General features: G+C 65.7%; 20 protein-coding genes and 1 tRNA gene. 5 read left to right on the top strand and 16 right to left on the bottom strand.

The genetic code is table 11. From position 1 onward, the window contains the following. Window positions 1-228: 228 nt before the first annotated feature. From VVD47_RS09065 to VVD47_RS09045, 5 genes are all read right to left on the bottom strand, one after another. Window positions 229-1,140, bottom strand: a complete 912-nt coding sequence (locus tag VVD47_RS09065) for an asparaginase (RefSeq protein WP_327603082.1) — start codon at window positions 1,138-1,140, stop codon at window positions 229-231. 3 nt (window positions 1,141-1,143) lie between these two features. Continuing rightward, window positions 1,144-1,872: an amino acid ABC transporter ATP-binding protein gene (locus VVD47_RS09060; protein ID WP_327603081.1), complete on the bottom strand. Its 729-nt coding sequence runs from the start codon at window positions 1,870-1,872 to the stop codon at window positions 1,144-1,146. Between the two features lie 9 nt (window positions 1,873-1,881). After that, the gene (locus tag VVD47_RS09055; RefSeq protein WP_327603080.1) at window positions 1,882-2,547 is read right to left on the bottom strand and encodes an amino acid ABC transporter permease; all 666 of its coding nucleotides are present in this window, start codon (window positions 2,545-2,547) and stop codon (window positions 1,882-1,884) included. A gap of 9 nt (window positions 2,548-2,556) precedes the next feature. Continuing rightward, a complete protein-coding gene (locus VVD47_RS09050; RefSeq protein WP_327603079.1) occupies window positions 2,557-3,291 on the bottom strand; it encodes an amino acid ABC transporter permease in 735 nt (244 codons plus the stop codon). Between the two features lie 127 nt (window positions 3,292-3,418). Further along, a complete protein-coding gene (locus VVD47_RS09045; protein ID WP_327603078.1) occupies window positions 3,419-4,336 on the bottom strand; it encodes an amino acid ABC transporter substrate-binding protein in 918 nt (305 codons plus the stop codon). Window positions 4,337-4,583: 247 nt separating this feature from the next. Here VVD47_RS09045 and prsT point away from each other — a divergent pair, with 247 nt between their 5' ends. Beyond that, complete coding sequence (gene prsT, locus VVD47_RS09040) at window positions 4,584-7,379, top strand: XrtA/PEP-CTERM system TPR-repeat protein PrsT (RefSeq protein WP_327603077.1); 2,796 nt, start codon at window positions 4,584-4,586, stop codon at window positions 7,377-7,379. 177 nt (window positions 7,380-7,556) lie between these two features. Continuing rightward, on the top strand, window positions 7,557-8,441 hold the full coding sequence (xdp1, locus tag VVD47_RS09035) for an exosortase-dependent surface protein XDP1 (RefSeq protein WP_327603076.1): 885 nt from the start codon (window positions 7,557-7,559) through the stop codon (window positions 8,439-8,441). Between the two features lie 124 nt (window positions 8,442-8,565). On the opposite strand, the gene VVD47_RS09030 is transcribed toward xdp1, so the two are convergent. Next, a tRNA-Ala gene (locus tag VVD47_RS09030) sits at window positions 8,566-8,641 on the bottom strand. A 264-nt stretch (window positions 8,642-8,905) separates the two neighbouring features. Between VVD47_RS09030 and dctP the strand changes: the two genes are divergently transcribed. Then, entirely contained in the window at window positions 8,906-9,838 is a 933-nt protein-coding gene (gene dctP, locus VVD47_RS09025) for a TRAP transporter substrate-binding protein DctP (RefSeq protein ID WP_327603075.1), read from the top strand. Between the two features lie 18 nt (window positions 9,839-9,856). On the opposite strand, the gene VVD47_RS09020 is transcribed toward dctP, so the two are convergent. Next, a complete protein-coding gene (locus tag VVD47_RS09020; protein ID WP_327603074.1) occupies window positions 9,857-10,798 on the bottom strand; it encodes a LysR family transcriptional regulator in 942 nt (313 codons plus the stop codon). 118 nt (window positions 10,799-10,916) lie between these two features. On the opposite strand from VVD47_RS09020, the gene VVD47_RS09015 reads away from it, so the two are divergent. Both VVD47_RS09015 and VVD47_RS09010 read left to right on the top strand, forming a co-directional pair. Next, complete coding sequence (locus VVD47_RS09015; RefSeq protein WP_327603073.1) at window positions 10,917-11,528, top strand: FMN-dependent NADH-azoreductase; 612 nt, start codon at window positions 10,917-10,919, stop codon at window positions 11,526-11,528. Window positions 11,529-11,617: 89 nt separating this feature from the next. After that, on the top strand, window positions 11,618-12,514 hold the full coding sequence (locus VVD47_RS09010; protein WP_327603072.1) for a pirin family protein: 897 nt from the start codon (window positions 11,618-11,620) through the stop codon (window positions 12,512-12,514). Between the two features lie 76 nt (window positions 12,515-12,590). Here VVD47_RS09010 and VVD47_RS09005 read toward each other — a convergent pair whose 3' ends face one another. From VVD47_RS09005 to VVD47_RS08965, 9 genes are all read right to left on the bottom strand, one after another. After that, window positions 12,591-13,364, bottom strand: coding sequence for a ferredoxin--NADP reductase (locus VVD47_RS09005; RefSeq protein ID WP_327603071.1), 774 nt, complete (start codon window positions 13,362-13,364; stop codon window positions 12,591-12,593). Between the two features lie 105 nt (window positions 13,365-13,469). Then, window positions 13,470-14,444, bottom strand: a complete 975-nt coding sequence (locus VVD47_RS09000; RefSeq protein WP_327603070.1) for an L-threonylcarbamoyladenylate synthase — start codon at window positions 14,442-14,444, stop codon at window positions 13,470-13,472. Between the two features lie 16 nt (window positions 14,445-14,460). Further along, on the bottom strand, window positions 14,461-15,666 hold the full coding sequence (locus VVD47_RS08995) for a 5-(carboxyamino)imidazole ribonucleotide synthase (protein ID WP_327603069.1): 1,206 nt from the start codon (window positions 15,664-15,666) through the stop codon (window positions 14,461-14,463). Between the two features lie 73 nt (window positions 15,667-15,739). After that, window positions 15,740-16,237: a 5-(carboxyamino)imidazole ribonucleotide mutase gene (gene purE, locus VVD47_RS08990; protein WP_327603068.1), complete on the bottom strand. Its 498-nt coding sequence runs from the start codon at window positions 16,235-16,237 to the stop codon at window positions 15,740-15,742. Further along, a complete protein-coding gene (gene folD, locus VVD47_RS08985) occupies window positions 16,234-17,103 on the bottom strand; it encodes a bifunctional methylenetetrahydrofolate dehydrogenase/methenyltetrahydrofolate cyclohydrolase FolD (protein WP_327603067.1) in 870 nt (289 codons plus the stop codon). The genes purE and folD overlap by 4 nt, the downstream gene beginning before the upstream one ends. 96 nt (window positions 17,104-17,199) lie before the next feature. Then, a complete protein-coding gene (locus tag VVD47_RS08980) occupies window positions 17,200-18,309 on the bottom strand; it encodes an AI-2E family transporter (RefSeq protein ID WP_327603066.1) in 1,110 nt (369 codons plus the stop codon). A gap of 47 nt (window positions 18,310-18,356) precedes the next feature. After that, window positions 18,357-18,542, bottom strand: coding sequence for a PLDc N-terminal domain-containing protein (locus tag VVD47_RS08975; protein ID WP_327603065.1), 186 nt, complete (start codon window positions 18,540-18,542; stop codon window positions 18,357-18,359). A gap of 45 nt (window positions 18,543-18,587) precedes the next feature. Further along, window positions 18,588-19,151: a ferritin-like domain-containing protein gene (locus VVD47_RS08970; RefSeq protein ID WP_327603064.1), complete on the bottom strand. Its 564-nt coding sequence runs from the start codon at window positions 19,149-19,151 to the stop codon at window positions 18,588-18,590. Between the two features lie 97 nt (window positions 19,152-19,248). Then, window positions 19,249-19,377, bottom strand: a complete 129-nt coding sequence (locus VVD47_RS08965) for an entericidin A/B family lipoprotein (RefSeq protein ID WP_327603063.1) — start codon at window positions 19,375-19,377, stop codon at window positions 19,249-19,251. Between the last annotated feature and the right edge of the window lie 48 nt (window positions 19,378-19,425).

Below are 19,425 nucleotides of genomic sequence, written 5' to 3'. Positions count from 1 at the left end.
CGCAGGGGCGTCCTGGCAGGCAGGACGGAGAGGCGTGAGTCGGCGCATAAAACATCGGCGCCAACCATTACTTGCGAACGCTAGGGATTCCGGATGGACGGAAACGCGTCGGAGGGGTCAGGGACGATGAACCAAAGGCTCGCGAAACGAAAGGCGGGTCACGAGCAAGCCGCGCACTTTATCGGATTGCTGCGTTGCATGCAAGAAAAATCTTTGTTTTTCCGGTATTTAGAGCGTGTCGCCGGTGAGCGCGGCAAATGTTTCGAAGGGGCCGAGTCCGGCGGCGAGGCTCAGCAGCAAGGCAGCGCGCGCTTTGAGGGGCGCCAGGGTTCCGGCCGGAATCCAGCCCTCTGCCGTGTCGTCGGCATTGCGATCACGCCGGACCCCGTCATGCGGCACACGGCTGCCGCGGACGACGGTGATACCGGCGTCGCGCGCTGACCTCAGGGCGGGCAGCAATGCCGCGGGCAGGCTGCCGTCGCCAGCCGCGGCGATGACGAGGCCCCGTGCCCCGGCTGCGATGGCGTGGTCCACCACGCCCCGTTCCATCCCGCTGAAGACGTGGATCAGATCGACGCGTGGCAAAGCCTCGCCGGAGGGCAGCGGAATGCGTATCGCCGGCAAGGGCGTTTCGTCTTCGGCAAAAGCGCCAGGGGCCTGCGTGTGCAGCTTGGTGAGCCGCGCCCCGGGAATGACGCTGCCATGCACCGCAACGCGCACACCCGGCAGGCCGGTAAGGGCCTCATGCGCGGCCTGCAGCAGATTGGCGGGGCCGTCGGCCTGCGGATCGGTGGCGGGACGCATGGCGGCGGTCAGTACGACCGGCTTGTCCGTTGCCAGCAGCAAGGACAGCGCATAGGCCGTCTCTTCCAGCGTGTCGGTGCCGTGGGTGATGACGATGCCATCGATGCCGGTGTCGTCGAGCAGGGCCTGGCAGCGCCTGGCCAGCCGGACCCAGTGCGCCGGCGTCATGTCCCGGCTGTCCAGCGCAAACACCTGCTCCGCCTGCCAGGCGCACAGCCCGGTGAGCTGCGGCACGGCTTCGAGCAGCGACTCGACGCCCAGCCGGGCGGCCGTGTAGCGCGCCGCCGTGCCCACGCCGGCGATGGTGCCGCCGGTGGCGAGCAGGGCGAGCTTCATCGTTCAGTGGGAAAGGATTTTCGACAGGAACTGCTGGGCGCGTTCGGAGCGCGGCTTGCCGAAGAAGTCATCCTTCTTCGCGTCCTCGACGATCTGGCCGGCGTCCATGAACACCACGCGGTGCGCCACCTTGCGGGCGAAGCCCATTTCGTGGGTCACCACCATCATGGTCATGCCTTCCTGCGCCAGTTCGACCATGACGTCCAGCACCTCGTTGATCATCTCGGGGTCCAGCGCCGATGTGGGCTCGTCGAACAGCATGCAGATCGGGTCCATCGACAGCGCGCGGGCGATAGCCACTCGCTGCTGCTGGCCACCGGACAGCTCGCCGGGGAACTTGCTGGCATGGGCCTTCAGCCCGACGCGGTCGAGCAGCTTGAGGCCGCGTTCGCGTGCTTCGTCCTTGCTGCGGCCGAGGACCTTCACCTGGCCGATACACAGGTTCTCGGTGATGCTCATGTGCGGGAACAGTTCGAAGTGCTGGAACACCATGCCGACGCGCGCGCGCACCTTCGGCAGATCAGTCTTGGGGTCACTGACGACCGTGCCGTTGACGATGATCTCGCCCTGCTGGATCGGCTCCAGCGCGTTCACGCACTTGATGAGCGTGGACTTGCCCGAGCCTGACGGGCCGCACACCACGACGACCTCACCCTTGGCGACGTTGGTGGTGCAATCGGTCAGCACCTTGAAGTTGCCGTACCACTTGGAGACGTTCTTTATCTCGATCATGTCGTTGACCTAGCGAATGATGGCGATGCGTTTCTGCAGCCGCTTGACCAGCATGGACAGCGAGAAGCAGATGACGAAATAGATGAGGGCCGAGAAGAGGTACATCTCTACCGGGCGGTTGTAGTTCTTGCCGGTGTTCTCCGCGGCCTTCAGCAGATCCTTGGCGCCGATGGCATACACCAGCGAGGTGTCCTGGAACAGGATGATGGTCTGCGTCAGCAGCACCGGCAGCATGTTGCGGAAGGCCTGGGGCAGCACGACGGTGACCATGGTCTGCCAGTAGCTCATGCCCAGCGCGTAGCCGGCATTGACCTGGCCCTTCGGAATGCTCTGGATGCCGGCGCGCATGATCTCGCTGTAGAACGCCGCCTCGAAGAGGGTGAAGGTGATGAGCGCCGAGTTCTCCGCCCCCATCGGCTTGCCGGTGACCAGCGGGATGAGGAAGAAGAACCACAGGATCACCATCAGCAGCGGGATGGAGCGCAGGGTGTCCACGTAGGCGGCGGCGAAGCGGCTGAGCACCGGGCCGCCCGACAGGCGCGCCAGCGCCAACAGGGTGCCGAGGATGATGCCGCCGCACATCGCGGTGATGGTCAGTTTCAGGCTGTAGCGCAGGCCTTCCAGGATGAAAGGCAGGCTGACCGGAATGACGCTGAAGTCAAGATTGCTGAGCATGCCGGCCTCCTACTTCGCGATGATGAAGCCGGGCACACGCACGCGACGTTCGATGAACACCATGATGCGGTTGGCCAGGAAGGCACACAGGAAGTACAGCAGCGTCGCCGCCAGCAGGCTTTCGATGACGCGGCCGGACTCTTCCACCATCTGGCGCGACACGAAGGTCAGGTCCATGACACCGATGGCGAAGGCCACGGCGGAGTTCTTGAAGGCGTTCATGAACTCCGATGTCAGCGGCGGGATGATGATGCGGAAGGCCATCGGCAGCACCACGAAGCGGTAGGTCTGGGCCTGGGTGAAGCCAAGGGCCAGGCCGGCATTGCGCTGGCCGCGCGGCAGGCTCTGGATGCCGGCGCGGACCTGCTCCGCAACGCGCGCGGAAGTGAACAGGCCCAGCGCGATGGTGGCCGTGAAGAATTCCTTGGCCGGCATGTCCTGCTTGACCCACAGTGACAGCTCGCGCGGCAGCAATTCGGGGAACACGAAGAACCACAGGAACAACTGCACCAGGATCGGCACGTTGCGGAAGGTTTCCACCCAGGCATTGGCCAGCGTGGCGAGCAATTTGTTGGGTGCCGTGCGCAGCGTGCCGACGATGCTGCCGAGCACCAGCGCGATGACCCATGCGCTGAGCGCGATGGCCACCGTCCAGCCGAGGCCGGATATCAGCCAGTCAAGATAGGTCTCGTCACTGCTCATCGCAGTGTCGAGGAAGAAGGTCCAGTTCCACTGATAGTTCATGCTGTGCGGGCTCCTCGCTCGAGGGCGCCGTGCGCCCACCGAATGGCAGGGGAGAATGCGGTAAACACGCGGTAAAAGGTAGGGCGGGGGACGAACACGGGGCGGCTGGCGCCGCCCCGTTCAGTGCTTACTTCTTGACGTAAGCTTCCTTCGGATTGTCGTTCGGATTCGCGATGGCGTTCTTCAGTGCGTCGCTCATCGGGAAGGCGAGATTCACGCCCTTGGGCGGAATCGGCGACAGGAACCACTTCTGGTACAGCTTGTCGATTTCGCCGGACTTCATCATGTCCTTCACGGTGGCATGCACCAGGCCGTAGAACTGCGGGTCGTCCTTGCGCAGCATGATGGCGATCGGCTCCACCGACAGGGATTCACCGACCACGGCGTAATCCGCCGGGTTCTTGGAACTGGCGATCAGGCCCAGCAGCAGGTTGTCGTCCATGACGAAAGCCACGGCACGATCGGTCTCCAGCATCAGGAAGGAGTCGGCGTGGTCCTTGCCATACACCTCCTTGAAGTCGACGCCCTTGCCCTTCTCGTTGGCACGCATCAGCTGGACGCTGGTGGTGCCGGTGGTCGTCGCGACCGGCTTGCCGCCCAGTTGCGACAGGCTGGTGATGCCGGAGGCCTTCTTCACCGCCATCTTCACGTTGGTCACGTAGGTGGTCGGCGCGAAGGAAACCTGTTGCTGGCGCGAGGCGTCGTTGGTGGTCGATCCGCACTCCAGGTCGATGGTGCCGTTGACCGTCAGCGGGATGCGGTTCTGCGAGGTGACCGGTTGCTGGTTGACCGTCAGCGCCTTCAGCGCGAGACGGGTTTTCACCGCATCGGCAATCTTGTTGCAGATGTCGATGTGGTAGCCCACCGGTTTCTGGTTGGCGTCGAGGTAGGACAACGGGAAGGAGGACTCGCGGATGCCCAGGGTGAGCGCCCCGGAATCCTTGACTTTCTTGAGGGTGCCGGTGAGTTCCTGAGCCGACGCCGATTGAATGCCGGCCGCCAGTACTGCTACCGCGACACATCCGATTTTCCAGTTACCAGACATTTTTGTTCCTTTCCAAGCTACTGAAATGCCTGCCGGACCACCCTGGCCCAGCAGAACTACCTGCACAAATTGCACCAGATCGGAGCGTCGTCCAATCGGTGAAATAACTTAGGGAAAGTGGCCCTTCGTTCTGTTGGGCAAAGGGCGCATCCTGTCACGGGGCGCTTGGGGCCGAAGCACTATACTCCGGGCCTTACAAAGCGTGCGACATGGCAAACATATGAAAGTGCAGCGTTCGATCCGTTCCTTGCTGCCGCTCCTCATGGCGGCGACCGTGCTGGCGTCGGTGCCAGCAGCGGTGCAGGCGGCGGGCAACCCGGACAAGGCTGCAGCCTTCTACGAAGACGCGCTGGTGAGATTCAACCGCGCCGACTACGCGGGCGCTGTGATCCAGCTCAAGAACACGTTGCAGCAGGACAGCCGCATGCTGGCGGCCCACCTGCTGCTAGCCCGCTCGCTGATCCAGATGGGCGAGTTGTCGACTGCCGAAGTGGCGCTGGTCACGGCGTCCTCGCTGGGTGTCGCGCGCAGCGAGATCGCGCCGTTGATGGCCAGGGCGCTCTACGGCCAGGCCAAGTTCCAGCAGGTCATCGAGCGGGTGCAGCCGACCGACCTGCCCGCCGCGGCCAGACTGGAAGTGCTGGTCCTGCGCGGGTCTGCCTATAGCGAACTGGGTGACAACCAGGCCGCAGCCCGCAGTCTCGACGAAGCACGCAGCCTTGATCCCAACTCGGTGGCCGTGCTGCTCGCCGACTCTTCGCTGCAATTGAAACTGCGTCGTGTCGATGCGGCCCTGGCGCTGACCGACAAGGCACTGTCCATCGCTCCGGCCAATGCCGACGCCTGGGCCGCCAAGGCCGGCGTGCTGCTGGCCCAGCGCCAGGTGCCGGAGGCGCTGGCTGCCTACGGCCGGGCGCTGGCTGCGGAGCCCAAGCACATCGAGGCGCGCCTTGCCCGCGCCACCGTATTGCTGGACGCCGGGCAGGACGCTCCTGCGAAGGCGGACATCGACGAACTCGGCAAGCTGTCACCGGATGATCCGCGCGTCGCCATGCTGCGCGCCAACCTAGCTGCCAGGCGTGGCGAAGGCAGTGCGGTGCAACTGGCGTTGGGCGAGGTCGTGGCAACCATTGATCCGATGTCGCCCGAGTCGCGTGCACGGCGGCCGCAGTTGCTGATGCTCGGCGGCACGGCGCACTACGGCCTTGGCAACATGCAGAAGGCGCGCGAGTACCTCGAAATCCTGGTGCGCCAGCAACCCTTCAACGTCGGCGCGATCAAGCTGCTGGCTTCGGCTTCGCTGATCGCGGGCGAACCGGCGCGGGCACTGACCCTGCTCGACAGCATCCGCCCGAATGCCCGCAACGATGCGTCTTTCCTGATCCTCACCGCCAACGCCCATCTGGCGCTGAAGCACTACCAGCGCGCGGCGCAGCTCTACCAGGAGGCCGCCCAGCTTGGTGCCGGAGATTCTCCCGACGTCATGGCCAACCTGGGCTTGAGCCTGGTCGGCATGGGAAAGACGGCCGCCGCCGCCCAGCAGATGCAGGCCGCATTCGCGCGCTCGCCCGGTGATGCGCGTACCGGCATGGCGCTGGCCACCATCTATCTGAAGGAGCGGCAAAGCAAGCAGGCCGTCGGCGTGCTGGAACAGGTGGCCGCGCGCAACCCGCGCAACCCGCTGGCTTTCAACATGCTGGGCGTGGCGCAGGGTGCGGCGGGCAATTTCCCGGCAGCGCGCCAAGCCTATGAAAAAGCGCTGTCGGTCGATCCCAAACTGAATGCAGCCCGCCTCAATCTGGCGCGCCTGGATGCCGCCGAGGGCAAGCGGGACAGCGCTCGCAACCGGCTCAACGAACTGCTGAAGGTGGAGCCGAACAATCTGGATGCCATGTTCGAGCTTGCCCAGCTCGATGAAGCGGCGGGGCGTCTGCCCGACGCCATCCGCTGGCTGGAGAAGGCACGTGCCATCGACAGCCGCGGCACGCGCCCCGCGCTCGCCCTGGCCGAAATCCTCCTGCGCAATGGCCAGCCCGCGCAGGCGCTTGAGGCTACGCGCAGCGCACTTTCTGCACAGCCGGAGAACCTGACCGTCATGGCGGCCCATGTCCGTGCGCAACTTGCCAACCAGGATCTGACTGGCGCCCGGACGACACTTTCCAGCATGACCCGGCTCGCCGAATACGACGCTGACCTGCAGGTGGAAATCGCCCGCCTGCAACTCGCCGCCGAGAACCCCACGGGCGCCGGCTACAGCCTGGCCAAGGCGCTGTCAGCCAAGCCGGAACACTTCGAGGCGCTTGTCCTGCAGGCCGACAGCGCGCTGCGCGGTGGCGAAACCGCCCAGGCTGAGCAGTACGGCAAGACCCTGGTGGCCCGTTATCCGGACAAGGCGGCCGGCTACCACGTGCTGGGGGATGTCGCCGCCAGCCGTGGACAGACCGCCGTGGCACTGGCACAGCACCGCAGCGCACTGACACGGGAGCCCGGCGTGGAGTCCGCGCTGCGGGTCTGGCGCGCTCACCTGGTGGCGCGAGAGCCCGCCAAGGGCCTGGTGTTCCTGCAGGAGTGGCTACGCAAGTATCCCGACCCGCGCCTCAAGGCTGCCATTTCCGAAGGCCAGATGATGACCGGCGACTGGAAAAGCGCACGGACGACGCTGGAGGGCTTGATCCGGGAAGTAGGCGAATCTCCCAATCTGGTGAACAACCTGGCCGTCGTGCTGGTCCGGCTGCAGGATCCGGCCGCCGTCAGTACGGCGGAAAAGGCCTATCGCACGTCACCGAACACTCCCATGTTCATGGATACCTATGGCTGGGCCCTGGCCCGCGCCGGTCGCCACGATCAGGCGCTGCGCCTGCTGCGCGACGCTCGCTTGCGAGCGCCGCAGAGCGACGAGATCCGCTACCACCTCGCATGGACCCTGGCGGCGGCTGGCCGCAAGGCCGAAGCGCGGGACGAGATCGGGGCCGTGCTGAAGGATGGCCGCAGCTTCGACAGTCTGGCGGACGCTCGTGTGCTGGCAACCGAGCTGGGGCGCTGAAAAGGGATGTCGACGATTCTTACGTTTCCCTTGAGCGCCTACCGAAACGCCATGGCAAGTCGATGAATTTAATGATGTAAACAATCCTGGCCCGCCGGTTGCTTTACAACCCCCGACAGACCGCCAAGGCAATCGTCCTGCGGCAAGAATTCAAAGAGTGAGAGGTCCAAGATGTTCATGAATCGAATCATCGTGACGGCGACTGTGGCGCTTGGCTTCATGGCCTCGATGCCTGCATCGGCCGAAGTCTCGTGGTCGTTCTCGTCTTCCAGCTGCTCCAACGGCGTGGGCAACAGCCTGTACGGCTCCTGCTCCTCGACGGGCAGCCCGAGCTCGGCGCCCGACGTGACGGCGCGTGCCTATTCCAATACCGGCGGCAACAGCTGGACCGGCACCGATTCCGCCAACGGTGCGACCAACCCGTCGCGCAGCAACCTGCAGACGATCGAGCAGGCCTATGTCGGCGTGTATTCGTCGAATCCGGGCGAGCTCGGCGTGACCAACTACGACGCCACCTCCCGTAGCGGTCAGATCATCGACACCTCGGAAGGCTCCAACCCCGAGCACTCGCTGGACAACAACCAGCGCTACGACTCCCTGCTGTTCAGCTTCACGTCCGCCATCCAGCTGACCGCGGTCCAGATGGGCTGGTGGTCTGGTGATTCCGACATCACGCTGCTGGCCTATACCGGCGCCCTGAACCAGGACGGCTCCATCCCCAGCAGCAAGCTGATCGGCCTGACCTACAGCAGCCTGCTGACCAATGGCTGGGTGCTGGTCAACAGCTACTCGAATGTGCAGTCGAACAAGACCGTGGTGAACGCTGGCGGGATCAGCTCCCAGCACTGGCTGCTCGGCGCCTACAACCCCTTGGGCGGTTCTGCGGCTTACTCGCAGGGCGACGACAACGTCAAGGTGAAGTACCTGTTCGGCGAATACAGCACCTCGTCTTCCTCGTCCAGCAGCTCCAGCGGTGGCACGGTGCCGGAACCGGGCAGCCTTCTCCTGGTGAGCCTGTCGGTGGCCGCACTTGCAGGCCTGCGCAAGCGCCGCCAGGTGTGATCTGAGTCCAGACAGAAAAAACGGCACCCGCGGGTGCCGTTTTTTTGTTTTGAAGCAATGTTTGTTGTCGGGGTCGACAAAGAAAAAAGGGTTGGCATGTGCCAACCCTTTCCAATTGTTCGTGTGGTGGAGAGGAGGAGGATCGAACTCCCGACCTTCGCATTGCGAACGCGACGCTCTCCCAGCTGAGCTACCCCCCCCACGCGAGTTGCCGATTATAGGGTGCTGCTGTTTGAATGCCAACCTGGTGCGGTCGGCACTTGGTGCAGCGTGTCATTGCCTGGCGCTAATCTGCGGCTAGAATGCGGCCACCAAACAATATGACAAAGTGCTTGCAGCCCGGCGCCCCGGTTGGCATGCATGAGAGGCAATCGAGGGTGGCGTTTCAGCTATCTAGGAGGGTTCTCGGGATGTTTTCGCAAACGGTTTGTCTGCGGATATGGGGTGTCATCGCGCTCGGTTCGATGAGCGCCGTATCGCTGGCGGCGACGCTGGTGACGGCCGATGTTCACAAGCCGGATCACCCGGTGGTGCAGTCGCAGGAGTTCCTCGCAAAATCGCTCGCGGAGCGTACCAAGGGCGAGTGGCAGGTCGTCGTCAAGCACAGTGGCGAGCTGGGGACCGAGTCCGCCGTGCTGGAAAAGGTGCGCAAAGGCGAGTTGGACATGGCCCGTATCAACATGGGCGTGCTGGCGGATACCGTGCCGGCCGCCAAGCTGATGTCCCTGCCTTACCTGTTCCGCTCGCGCGAGCACATGTGGAAGGTCCTGAAGGGAGACTTCGGCAAGCGCCTCGGTCGCGAGCTGGAAGCGACCGGCGCGGTGGCGCTGACTTTCTACGATAGCGGCACGCGCAGCTTCTACAGCGTGAAGAAGGCCATCCGCACGCGCCAGGATTTCGAGGGCATGCGGGTCCGCGTGCAGCCCTCGCCGGTCTACAGGGATCTGATCACCGGCCTGGGCGCGACGCCGGTACCGCTGCCGTACGACAAGGTGGTGGGGGCGTTGCGCGACGGCGAGATCGATGCGGCCGAGAACAACCTGCCGTCCTATGTGGGTAGCGAGCATTACAAGTACGCGCGCTACCTCAGCCTGGATGAGCACTCCATGGTGCCGGAAGTGCTGTTGATCTCGAAGAAAGCCTGGGACAGGCTGGGTGCGCAGCAACAGGCGCATCTGACCAGTGCGGCCGAGGCGTCCGCCGAATTCATGGGCAAGCTCTGGGCGGCCAAGGAGCGGGAGTCGCTGGATGCGGCGCGCAAGGCGGGCGTGACCATCGTGGAGAAGAAGCAGATGTCGCTGACCGGCATCGAAGGCGCGGCGACCAAGCTCTACACCACCTACATCACCGATCCGGCGGACCTCGATACGGTCATCAAGATCATGCAGTCGCGTTGATCCCTGGCGGGCGGAGCGTCAGCGCAATGCTGGCGCGTCCTGCCCGGGCAGCTCATCGCATCGCGGCAGCAGGTGCTGCTCCACCGCGTCGATGAATGCCCGCGTGCGCGATGGAATATGCCGCCGGCTGGGCATGACCGCCCAGATGGAGGACACCGGCGAATGCCAGTCCGGCAGCACCCGCACCAGCTGGCCGCTGGTGACGAGCGGGGCTGCGTAGTGATCGGGCAGGCTGGCGAGACCGGCGCCAGCCACCGCCATCTCGCCGATCAGGCCGATCGAGTTGCAGCTGAGCCCGGCATCGGGCAGACCATTCCAGGTGTCCTTGCCGCGAATGAGCACCCAGGCCGGTGTTTCGCCGTTGCCGGCGACGAGCCGGATGGCCGTGTGCTGCAGCAGCTCTTCCGGCATCGCCGGCGTGCCGTGCCCGGCCAGGTAGGCCGGGCTGGCGTAGATGGCGGCTATCTGGTCGCGCAGGCGACGCGCCACCAGCGTGGCGTCGTCGGGCAGTTGGCGCGCGACGCGGATCACCACGTCGAACTGTTCCGCAATCAGGTCGACGTTGCGGGCGGAGATGTCCAGGCGCAGCTGGACCAGTGGATAGGCGGCGGTGAACGCGCGCAGGAAATGCGCCAGGTCGCGGTCGGCGAACGGTGGCAGCGACACCTTGAGCAGCCCGCGCGGCGTCTCCTGGCGGGCCTGCGCGAAGGCTGCGGCAGCGTCCGCTTCCTCCGCCAGACGGCGGGCGTGGCTCGCCACGCCCTGGCCGAAATCGGTCAGCGCCAGGTAACGCGTGCTGCGGGTGAGCAGGCGTTCGCCGAGTTGTGCCTCCAGCGCGGCGATGCGCCGTGACACCGTAGACTTCGGCAGCCCCAGTTGTTCGGCGGCGCGGCTGAAACTGCCCGTGTCCGCGACGCGGGCAAACAGCAGCAGGTCGTTGGCATCCAGCGGTACCGACATGGCGGCTCCTGTTCAGTGTTCCAAAATTGGAACAATTTTATCTGTTTGTATGGCTTCTGGTGCTGGATTGCAAGGAATACAGTCGCTCCCACAGTCTCAACGACAAGGACCCGCGACCATGAACATCCTGCAGATCAACGCCAGCGCCCGCAGCGAAGGCGCCCAGTCCACCCGCCTGGCCAACAGCATCACCGACCGGCTGCGTGCGCAGAACCCGACCGCAGGCTTCGTGCTGCGTGATCTGGCCCGCAACCCGATGCCGGTGCTCGACGAAGCCGCGCTGGGGGCGCTGTTCACGCCCGCTGAGCAGCGCAGTGCGGAGCAGACTGCACGCGTCGCCATCGACGACGGGGCGATTGCCGAGATCCAGGCGGCGGATGTCGTGGTGCTGGGCGTGCCGATGTACAACTTCTCGGTGTCGGTGCAGTTCAAGGCCTGGATCGATGCGATCTCGCGCGCCAAGGTGACCTTCCGGTACACCGACAAGGGGCCGGAGGGGCTGCTGAAGGACAAGCAGGTCTACGTGGCCTTGACGCGTGGTGGCATGTACCGCGATACGCCCACCGACCACATCGTGCCCTACCTGAAGACCATGCTCGGCTTCCTTGGCATGACGGATGTACGCTTCGTGTTTGCCGAAGGGCTGGGCATGGGTGAAGAGGCCGTGACGAAGGCCTTCGACGCCGCGCGGCAGGAAATCGAGGCTGTGGTGGAGGCGGTGGCCGCCTGAGCACTTACCGCAGGCAACGGACGCGGCCGGCATGGGGCTGGCCGCATCATGGAAGGCGCCACAAGGGTTGGCGCAGAAAGGGAAACACCATGAGCAAGATCGTGAGCAACACAGTGAAGAACGCTCGTCGCGTCGAGCGCCGCGTCACCGGCCGTCCGACTTCGGACGGTGCCGGCGTGCGTCTCACCCGCGTGCTGACACAACCGCTGCAGCGCCGGCTCGATCCCTTCCTGATGCTGGATGCCTTCGGCAGCGACAACCCGGGCGACTACATCGGCGGCTTCCCCGATCACCCGCACCGCGGCTTCGAGACCGTCACCTACATGCTCGCCGGCCGCATGCGCCACCGCGACAGTGCCGGGCACGAAGGCCTGCTCACCAACGGTGGCGTGCAGTGGATGACAGCCGGCAGCGGCCTGATCCACTCCGAGCTGCCCGAGCAGGAAGAGGGCGTGATGGAAGGCTTCCAGCTGTGGGTCAACCTGCCTGCCAGGAACAAGATGGTGCGGCCGGCCTACCGCGACATTCCGTCTTCGGCGATTCCCGAGCTCACCACGGAAGCCGGCGTGACGGTGCGCGTGATCGCGGGTGAAAGCCACGGCGTGCAGGGTGCCGTCCAGCGCCCGGACACCGAGCCGCTGTACCTCGACGTGCATCTGCCCGCCGGGGCGAGCTTCGAGCAGGTGGTGCCGGCGGACCGCAACGCGTTCGTGTATGTCTATCGCGGCAGCGTCACCGTCGGCCGCGAGAACGAAGGCGTGCCGGTGCAGAACATGGCGATCCTCGCCAACGAGGCGGATGCGGATGGCATCAGCGTGCGCGCGGTGGAGGATGCCCGCCTGATCCTCATCGCCGGCAAGCCGTTGAACGAGCCGATCGCGCAGTACGGCCCGTTCGTGATGAACACCGGTGCCGAGATCGAGCAGACCCTGCGCGATTACCAGGCCGGCCACTTCCACGCCGCCAAGGTGGTGCAGGAAGCCTGAGTCGCAATGCCGTAGAAGGTGAAAGGCCGCAGAGCGATCTGCGGCCTTTTTTCTTGCGCGCCAGCAGCCGTGTGGGCTACCAGTACTTCTCGAACAGCATGCTGCCGGACAGCCCGCGGCGGCAGGGCACGAAGCTGCGGCCGTTGAGGATGCGGCGCATCTCGGTGGTGAAATCCGGGTTGCCGCAGACCATCACGCGACTGCCCTGCGCGTCCATCGGCATGCCGACATGCGCTTCCAGCGCACCGTCCTCGATCATTGCCGGAATCCGCCGCGACAGCCCACCAGCCTGCGGCTCGCGGGTCACTACCGGAACGTAATGCAGACGGCCGGCAAGGCGATCGGCCAGCGCACGGAACTCGTCGGCGTAGGCCAGCTCATTGGCATATCGAACGCTATGCACCAGCACGATCTGCCCGTGGCGGGCCAGTGCCGCACCGTCGCGCAGCATCGAGACGTAAGGCCCCAGCCCGCTGCCGGTCGCCAGCATCCACAGGCGATCGCCTGCGGCGAGCTGCGTCTCGATGAAGAAGCCCATGGCGAGATGCTCGAAGCGCACTTCATCGCCCACGCCCAGCGCGTCCAGTGCTGGCGTCAGGGCGCCGCCCGGCACCAGGGTCAGCAGGAATTCCAGCTCGTCCTCCGTCGGCGCGGAGACGATGGAGTAGGGCCGCCACACTTCCTGCCCGTCCGGCAGGGCGAGGCCCAGCTTGGCGTAGTGCCCGGGCTGGAAGCGGAAGTCGGCGGGTCGTGTGATGCGCAGGGACCACTGGTGTGGTGCCCAGCGTTGTACGGTGGTGATGCGTTCGCTGGTCCAGCGCTGCGCACTGTGACGGGTGGTGGGATCCATGATGCCGTTGGGGTCATTCCGCCATCGAGACGGTACAGGTGTGACTGTAGCGCGACCCACAGGTTTCGTCGGCCCCCGGATGCTTCCCGGGGGATCAGGCGTGAGTCAGGTTTCGTCCTGCTCGCCGGAGCCCACGACGGCGCGGCCGAGGCGATCGCGCAAGGCATCCCAGTCGCCGTCCTCGGGCAGCGACTCGACGAGGATGCTGCCCGCTGCCGCGGCGTCCAGTGCGCGCAGGTTGGCGTACAGGTCGTGAGCGAAGCCGGCGGCGTCCTGCGGGGCGTTGATCCAGCGGCCAGTGAAGTGACGTGGCCGCATCGCCTCCCGGGCCAGCACCGCTGCCTCGGCCGGCGCGGACAGCAGCGCCAGCGCATCGACCATCTTCATCGGCGTGCTGGGTGCGTAGTGTGCGGCGAGGGCGCCGGAGACACGTGGCGCGTCTTCCTGTCGCTGCGGCATGCGCGGGCGGCGGCCGATCACCGCGGCGATGGCGTCCACGCCGATCATGCCGGGACGCAGGATCACCGGTTCGCCACGCGACAGGTCGAGGATGGTGGATTCGATACCCACCTGGCATGCGCCGCCGTCAAGCACCAGGGCGACCGATTCGCCCAGTTCGTCGAATACATGCCGGGCAGTGGTCGGGCTGATGCGGCCGAAGCGGTTGGCCGACGGGGCGGCCACGCCGCCGCCGAAGGCACGCAGCAGCGCCAGTGCGACAGGATGGTCCGGCACGCGCAGGCCCACCGTGTCCTGGCCGCCGGTGACTTCGGGCGGCACATCCTCTTCCTTCTTGAGGATCAGCGTCAGCGGGCCCGGCCAGAAGGCGCGGGCCAGGGCGATGGCCTCTTTGGGGATCTCGCGCGCCCACTGTGTCAGCGCTTCCGCGTCGGCGAGGTGCACGATCAGCGGGTGATCGGCCGGGCGGTTCTTGGCGGCGAAGATCTTCGCCACCGCGGCCGGGTTGCCTGCGTCCGCCCCGAGGCCGTACACCGTCTCGGTGGGCAGGGCCACCAGTTCGCCGGCACGCAGCAGGGCGGCGGCGCGGGCGATGTGGTCGGCGTCGGGCGTGACGATCATGGGCGGTGGCGACGGCTCACTCGTCGCGGATGCCGACGGCGGCGCGGGCGGCCATCGCCACGTCGTAGGCGCGCTGCGGGTCGCTGTCCACCACCGTGAAGTGGCCCATCTTGCGGCCCGGGCGGGCGTGGTGCTTGCCGTAGAGATGCAGCTTCAGCGTCGGAAAGGCGAGCAGCTTCGACCAGTCCGGTTCGCGGTAGGCGCCGTGGCTGTCGGGGCCGGGCTGGCTGGCGTCGTACCAGATGTCGCCCAGCAGGTTCACCATCACCGCGGCGCTGTGCGCACGGGCTTCACCCAGCGGCAGGCCACACAGGGCGCGTACCTGCTGCTCGAACTGGCTGGTGACGCAGGCATCCACCGTGTAGTGGCCGCTGTTGTGCGGGCGCGGTGCCATCTCGTTCACGTACAGCTTGCCGCGCGATACGAAGAACTCCACGCCCAGCGTGCCGACGAAGCCGAGCCTGTCGGCGATGCGCTCGCCGATTTCCTGCACGCTGTCCTGCTGGCAGCTGGAGGCACGCACCGGCGCGATGGACACGTCGAGGATGCCGCGCGCGTGGATGTTCTCGGCGACCGGGAAGCAGCGCGTGTTGCCCTGCTCGTCGCGGGCCAGCACGACGGACACTTCGTAATCCAGCTTGACCAGCTCTTCCAGCACGCAGGCTTCGTTGCGGAAGCCGTGGAAGGCGTGGATCGCCTCTTCGCGGCTGGCGACGCGCGCCTGCCCCTTGCCGTCGTAGCCGAAGCGGGCCACCTTGAGGATGCCCGGGAACAGGTGTGCCGGCGCGTCGCGCAGGTCCTGTTCGGTATTGATGGCGGCAAAGTCGGCATGCGGGATGCCGCTGTTGCGCAGGAACATCTTCTCCGCGACACGGTTCTGGCAGATGCCGACGGCATCCGCGCCGGGGCGCACCGGCAGGAACTTTGCGAGGTATTCCAGCGTGCCGGCGGGCACGTTCTCGAACTCGGTGGTGATGGCGGCGCAGTGCGCCGCCAGTTCATCCAGCGCGCCGAGGTCGTCGTAGTCGGCCTTCAGGTGGCGGTCGGCGGCGATGCCGGCCGGGCTGTTGGCGTCCGGGTCCAGCACCCATACCTTGTAGCCCATCTCGTGGGCCGCGAGCACGAAGAAGCGGCCGAGCTGGCCGCCACCGAGCATGCCCAGCGTGGCGGGCGGCAGGATGGGCGAAGAGGATGTGCTGGTGGTGTTGTCTTGAGCGGCCATCAATGCACCGTGGCGCGTGAATGCGGAGAGGGGGGCGGATCGCAGCGCACAGCCCGGCGGGCTGCGCAGTGCGTCAGTCCAGTTTCATGTCCAGCACGGTCTGGGTCTGACGCGTGCGGAATTCTTCCAGCTTCGTCACCAGCACCGGATCGTTGTTGGCCAGCAGCGAGATGGCGAACAGCGCCGCGTTGGCAGCACCGGCCTCGCCGATGGCGAAGGTGGCGACCGGGATGCCCTTGGGCATCTGCACGATGGAATACAGCGAATCCAGGCCCGACAGCGCCTTGCTCTGCACGGGCACGCCCAGCACCGGCAGCGTCGTCTTGGCGGCGACCATGCCCGGCAGGTGGGCGGCACCACCCGCGCCGGCGATGATGGCCTTGAGGCCGCGTCCGCGGGCGTTCTCGGCGTACTCGAACATCAGGTCCGGCGTGCGGTGGGCGGACACGACGCGCGCTTCGAAAGGCACGCCGAACTCTTCCAGCAGCTTCGCAGCGGCCTGCAGCGTGGGCCAGTCCGAGTTGGAGCCCATGATGATGCCGACCAGCGGCGAAGACGAAACGTTGCTCATGGCGTGCTCTGGAAGTGGGCCGCGGCGCGGCGTGCGGATTCGAGGGTGTTCGACAGCAGCATGGTGATGGTCATCGGGCCGACGCCACCGGGTACCGGGGTGATCAGGCCGGCGACTTCCTTGGCGGACTCGAAGTCCACGTCACCGCACAGTTTTCCATCAGGCAGGCGGTTGATGCCCACGTCGATGACGGTGGCGCCCGGCTTGATCATGTCGCCGGTGACGAACTTCGGCTTGCCCACCGCGGCCACCACGATGTCGGCGCGTTTCGTGTGGAAGGCGAGGTCGCGCGTCTGCGAGTGGCACACCGTGACGGTGGCACCCTGCGACAGCAGCATGACCGCCATCGGCTTGCCGACGATGTTGCTGCGGCCGATGACCACGGCCTCGGCACCCTTCAGCGACACGCCACCGACTTCCAGCATCTTCATGACGCCCCAGGGCGTGCACGGGTAGAAGCTCTTGCGGCCTTGCAGCAGCAGACCGAAGTTCTCGGCGTGGAAGCCGTCGACGTCCTTGGCGGGCGAGATCGCTTCCAGCACTTCTTCTTCGTTGAACTGCTTCGGCAGCGGCAGTTGCACGAGGATGCCGTGCACCAGCGGGTCGCGGTTCAGTTCGTCGATCTTCGCCAGCACGACTTCGGGCGACACGTCGGCCGGGTAGTCGAACTTCAGCGAACGGAAGCCGGCCTTCTCGCAGGCGGCCACCTTGTTGCGCACGTACACGGCGGAGGCCGGGTTGTCGCCAACCAGGATCACGGCGAGGCAGGGCTGCACACCCTGTGCGATCAGGGCGGCGGCCTGTTGCGCGATGTCTTCGCGCACCTGCGCGGCGAGTGCGTTGCCATCAAGAATGCGGGCGGTCATGGCTGCGGCTTAAGCGATTGAAAAACCGGGCATTCTACCCGCCTGTGGCGGCGGGGGAAACCAACTCTTTGCAGCAGGCCGGGAACGGCGCCGGGCCTAGCGCTTGTCGAGGAAGAGGCCGAGCCCGCCCAGGCCCGGCAGGTGATTGCACATCACCTTGAGCACGATGAGGATGGGCACGGCGATCAGCATGCCGGGCAGGCCCCACAGCCAGCCCCAGAACAGGAAGCTGATGAAGATGAACACCGGGTTGAGGGCCATCGTGTGCCCCGCCAGCACGGGCTGCAGGAACTGCCCTTCGACGAGGGCCAGGATGGCGAAGGACAGCGGCACGGGCCAGATCATGTCCAGGCTGTCGAAGGACAGCAGGGCGGCGCCGGTCAGCACGCCCAGGCTCATCAACGGCCCGAGGTAGGGCACGAAGTTGAGCACCGCGACCAGGGCGCCCCACAGCGCCGCATTGGGCAGGCCCAGGATGTACATCAACACAGCGGTCGTGAAACCGAGGCCGAGATTGATCGCGCTGATGAGCAGGAAGTAGCGGCCGATCTCCTTCTGCATCGTGCGCCCCACCTCCACGGCCCTGCGCCGGTCGCGCAGGCGCGGCAACACGGCGATGATCTTGCGCAGGAAGAGATCCCCCGAGGCCAGCAGGAAGAAGGTCAGCATCAGCGTGGAGAAGGTGCTCAGCACGAACTTGTGCGTGCTGTTCATGATCAGCTCGCTGAGCTTGGGCGCTTCCTTGACCACCACCGGGTTGCGCGTGCTGCTGCCGTCCAGCGACGTGAGCTTCTCCACCCTGTCGGTGGCGCGCTTCACGTCCACGACGGTCTGCTTAATGGTGCGCAGCTTGCGGTCGGCTTCCGCCATCGCCTGCGGCGCGCGTTGCAGCCATTCGCTGGCGGGCTGCGCCAGGGTGGCCAGGCCGGCACCGAAGATCAGCACCGCCATCAGCAGGATGACACTTGCCCCGACGGGCTCCGGAATGCCTGAACGTCGCAGGCCACGCACGGCCGGCGACAGCAGGAAGTACAGCAGGATTGCCAGCACCACCGGCAGCAGGACGTGCTTGGCCGCGTGCAACCCGGCCACCAGCGCCAGCAGGAACAGCCCGGTGACCGCCCAGTGGCGGACCGGGGTGGCTGACTCGGGTTCGGGCGTCTGGGGCGTCTGTTCGGCTGCGGTGCTCTGCAGCGCGTCAACCACGGATCCTGGTGGCAAGGGGGCTGACACGCCGTTCGCTCCGGTGCGCGTCAGCTACTGCTGCGCGGGCCGACCAGTGCCCAGATGATCAGGCCGATCACCGGCAGCAGCACGATCAGCAGGATCCACAGCACCTTGTTGCCGGTGCTCGCACCGCTCTGGACGATCTTCAGGATGGCCCAGATGTCGAGGGCCAGGATGATGATTCCGAATATGCCGCCGTATTCGCCGAGCATGGTTTTTCCTCTCTTCTGTTGTTATTGCGGGAAGCGGGTGAAGATTTACTGTGCGAACAGGCTGCGCAACTCGTCGGCGTGTTTCTCTTCCGTGGCGAGGATGTCTTCGAGCAGCCTGCGGGTGACAGGATCGTCTTCACCGAAGTATACGATCATCTCGCGATAGCTTTCGACCGCGATGCGTTCGGCAATCAGGTTCTCGCGGATCATGTCGCGCAGCGAAGTGGCGCGTACATATTCAGCGTGGCTCTGCGCAGACAAGGTGTCGGGGGCGAAGTTGGGCTCGCCACCCAGCTGGACGATGCGGGCTGCCAGCAGGTCGGCGTGCGACAGTTCTTCGTTGGAATGTTCGAGGAACTCGGCGGCGACGCTGCCTGCCTGCATGCCTTCGGCCATGAAGTAGTGCAGTCGGTAGCGCAGTACGCAGACCAGCTCGGTCGCCAGCGCAACGTTGAGGATGGCGACCGCGCGTTGCGGTTCCAGCGGATAGTCTTCGGTCACCGGCCCCTGCTCGATGTGCGCACGTGCGCGCTCGCGCAGCGCATACACGTCGGACAGGAAGGGGCCGGACGGTGCCGGTGACAAAGAGGGAGTGTCAGGTCCGTTCATGGCTAGCTCCGTGCGGTAGGTTGGGGTTGGGGCCGGTGGTGGCGAAAGGCGAGGTGGCGAAGCGCTACCCCGCTTTCGGCAGCGGCGTGCTTTCGACTTACTTCGCGCGATCGGCCGCGTTCTGGATCTTCTCGCCGCCGCGCTCGACGTCCTTGCCGGCGCCCTGGATGGTGTTACAGCCGGTCACGATGAGCATGGCGGCGATGAGGGAGGAAATGAGTTTCATGGCATGACTCCTTTTTTCTGATGGAAGTTTGCGTTTCCGCACTTACCG

Source organism: Uliginosibacterium sp. H1 (genome assembly GCF_036017065.1).
GTDB lineage: Bacteria > Pseudomonadota > Gammaproteobacteria > Burkholderiales > Rhodocyclaceae > Uliginosibacterium.
Note: the sequence above shows the minus strand (reverse complement) of the source record. Positions and strands in the feature narration are given on the sequence as shown.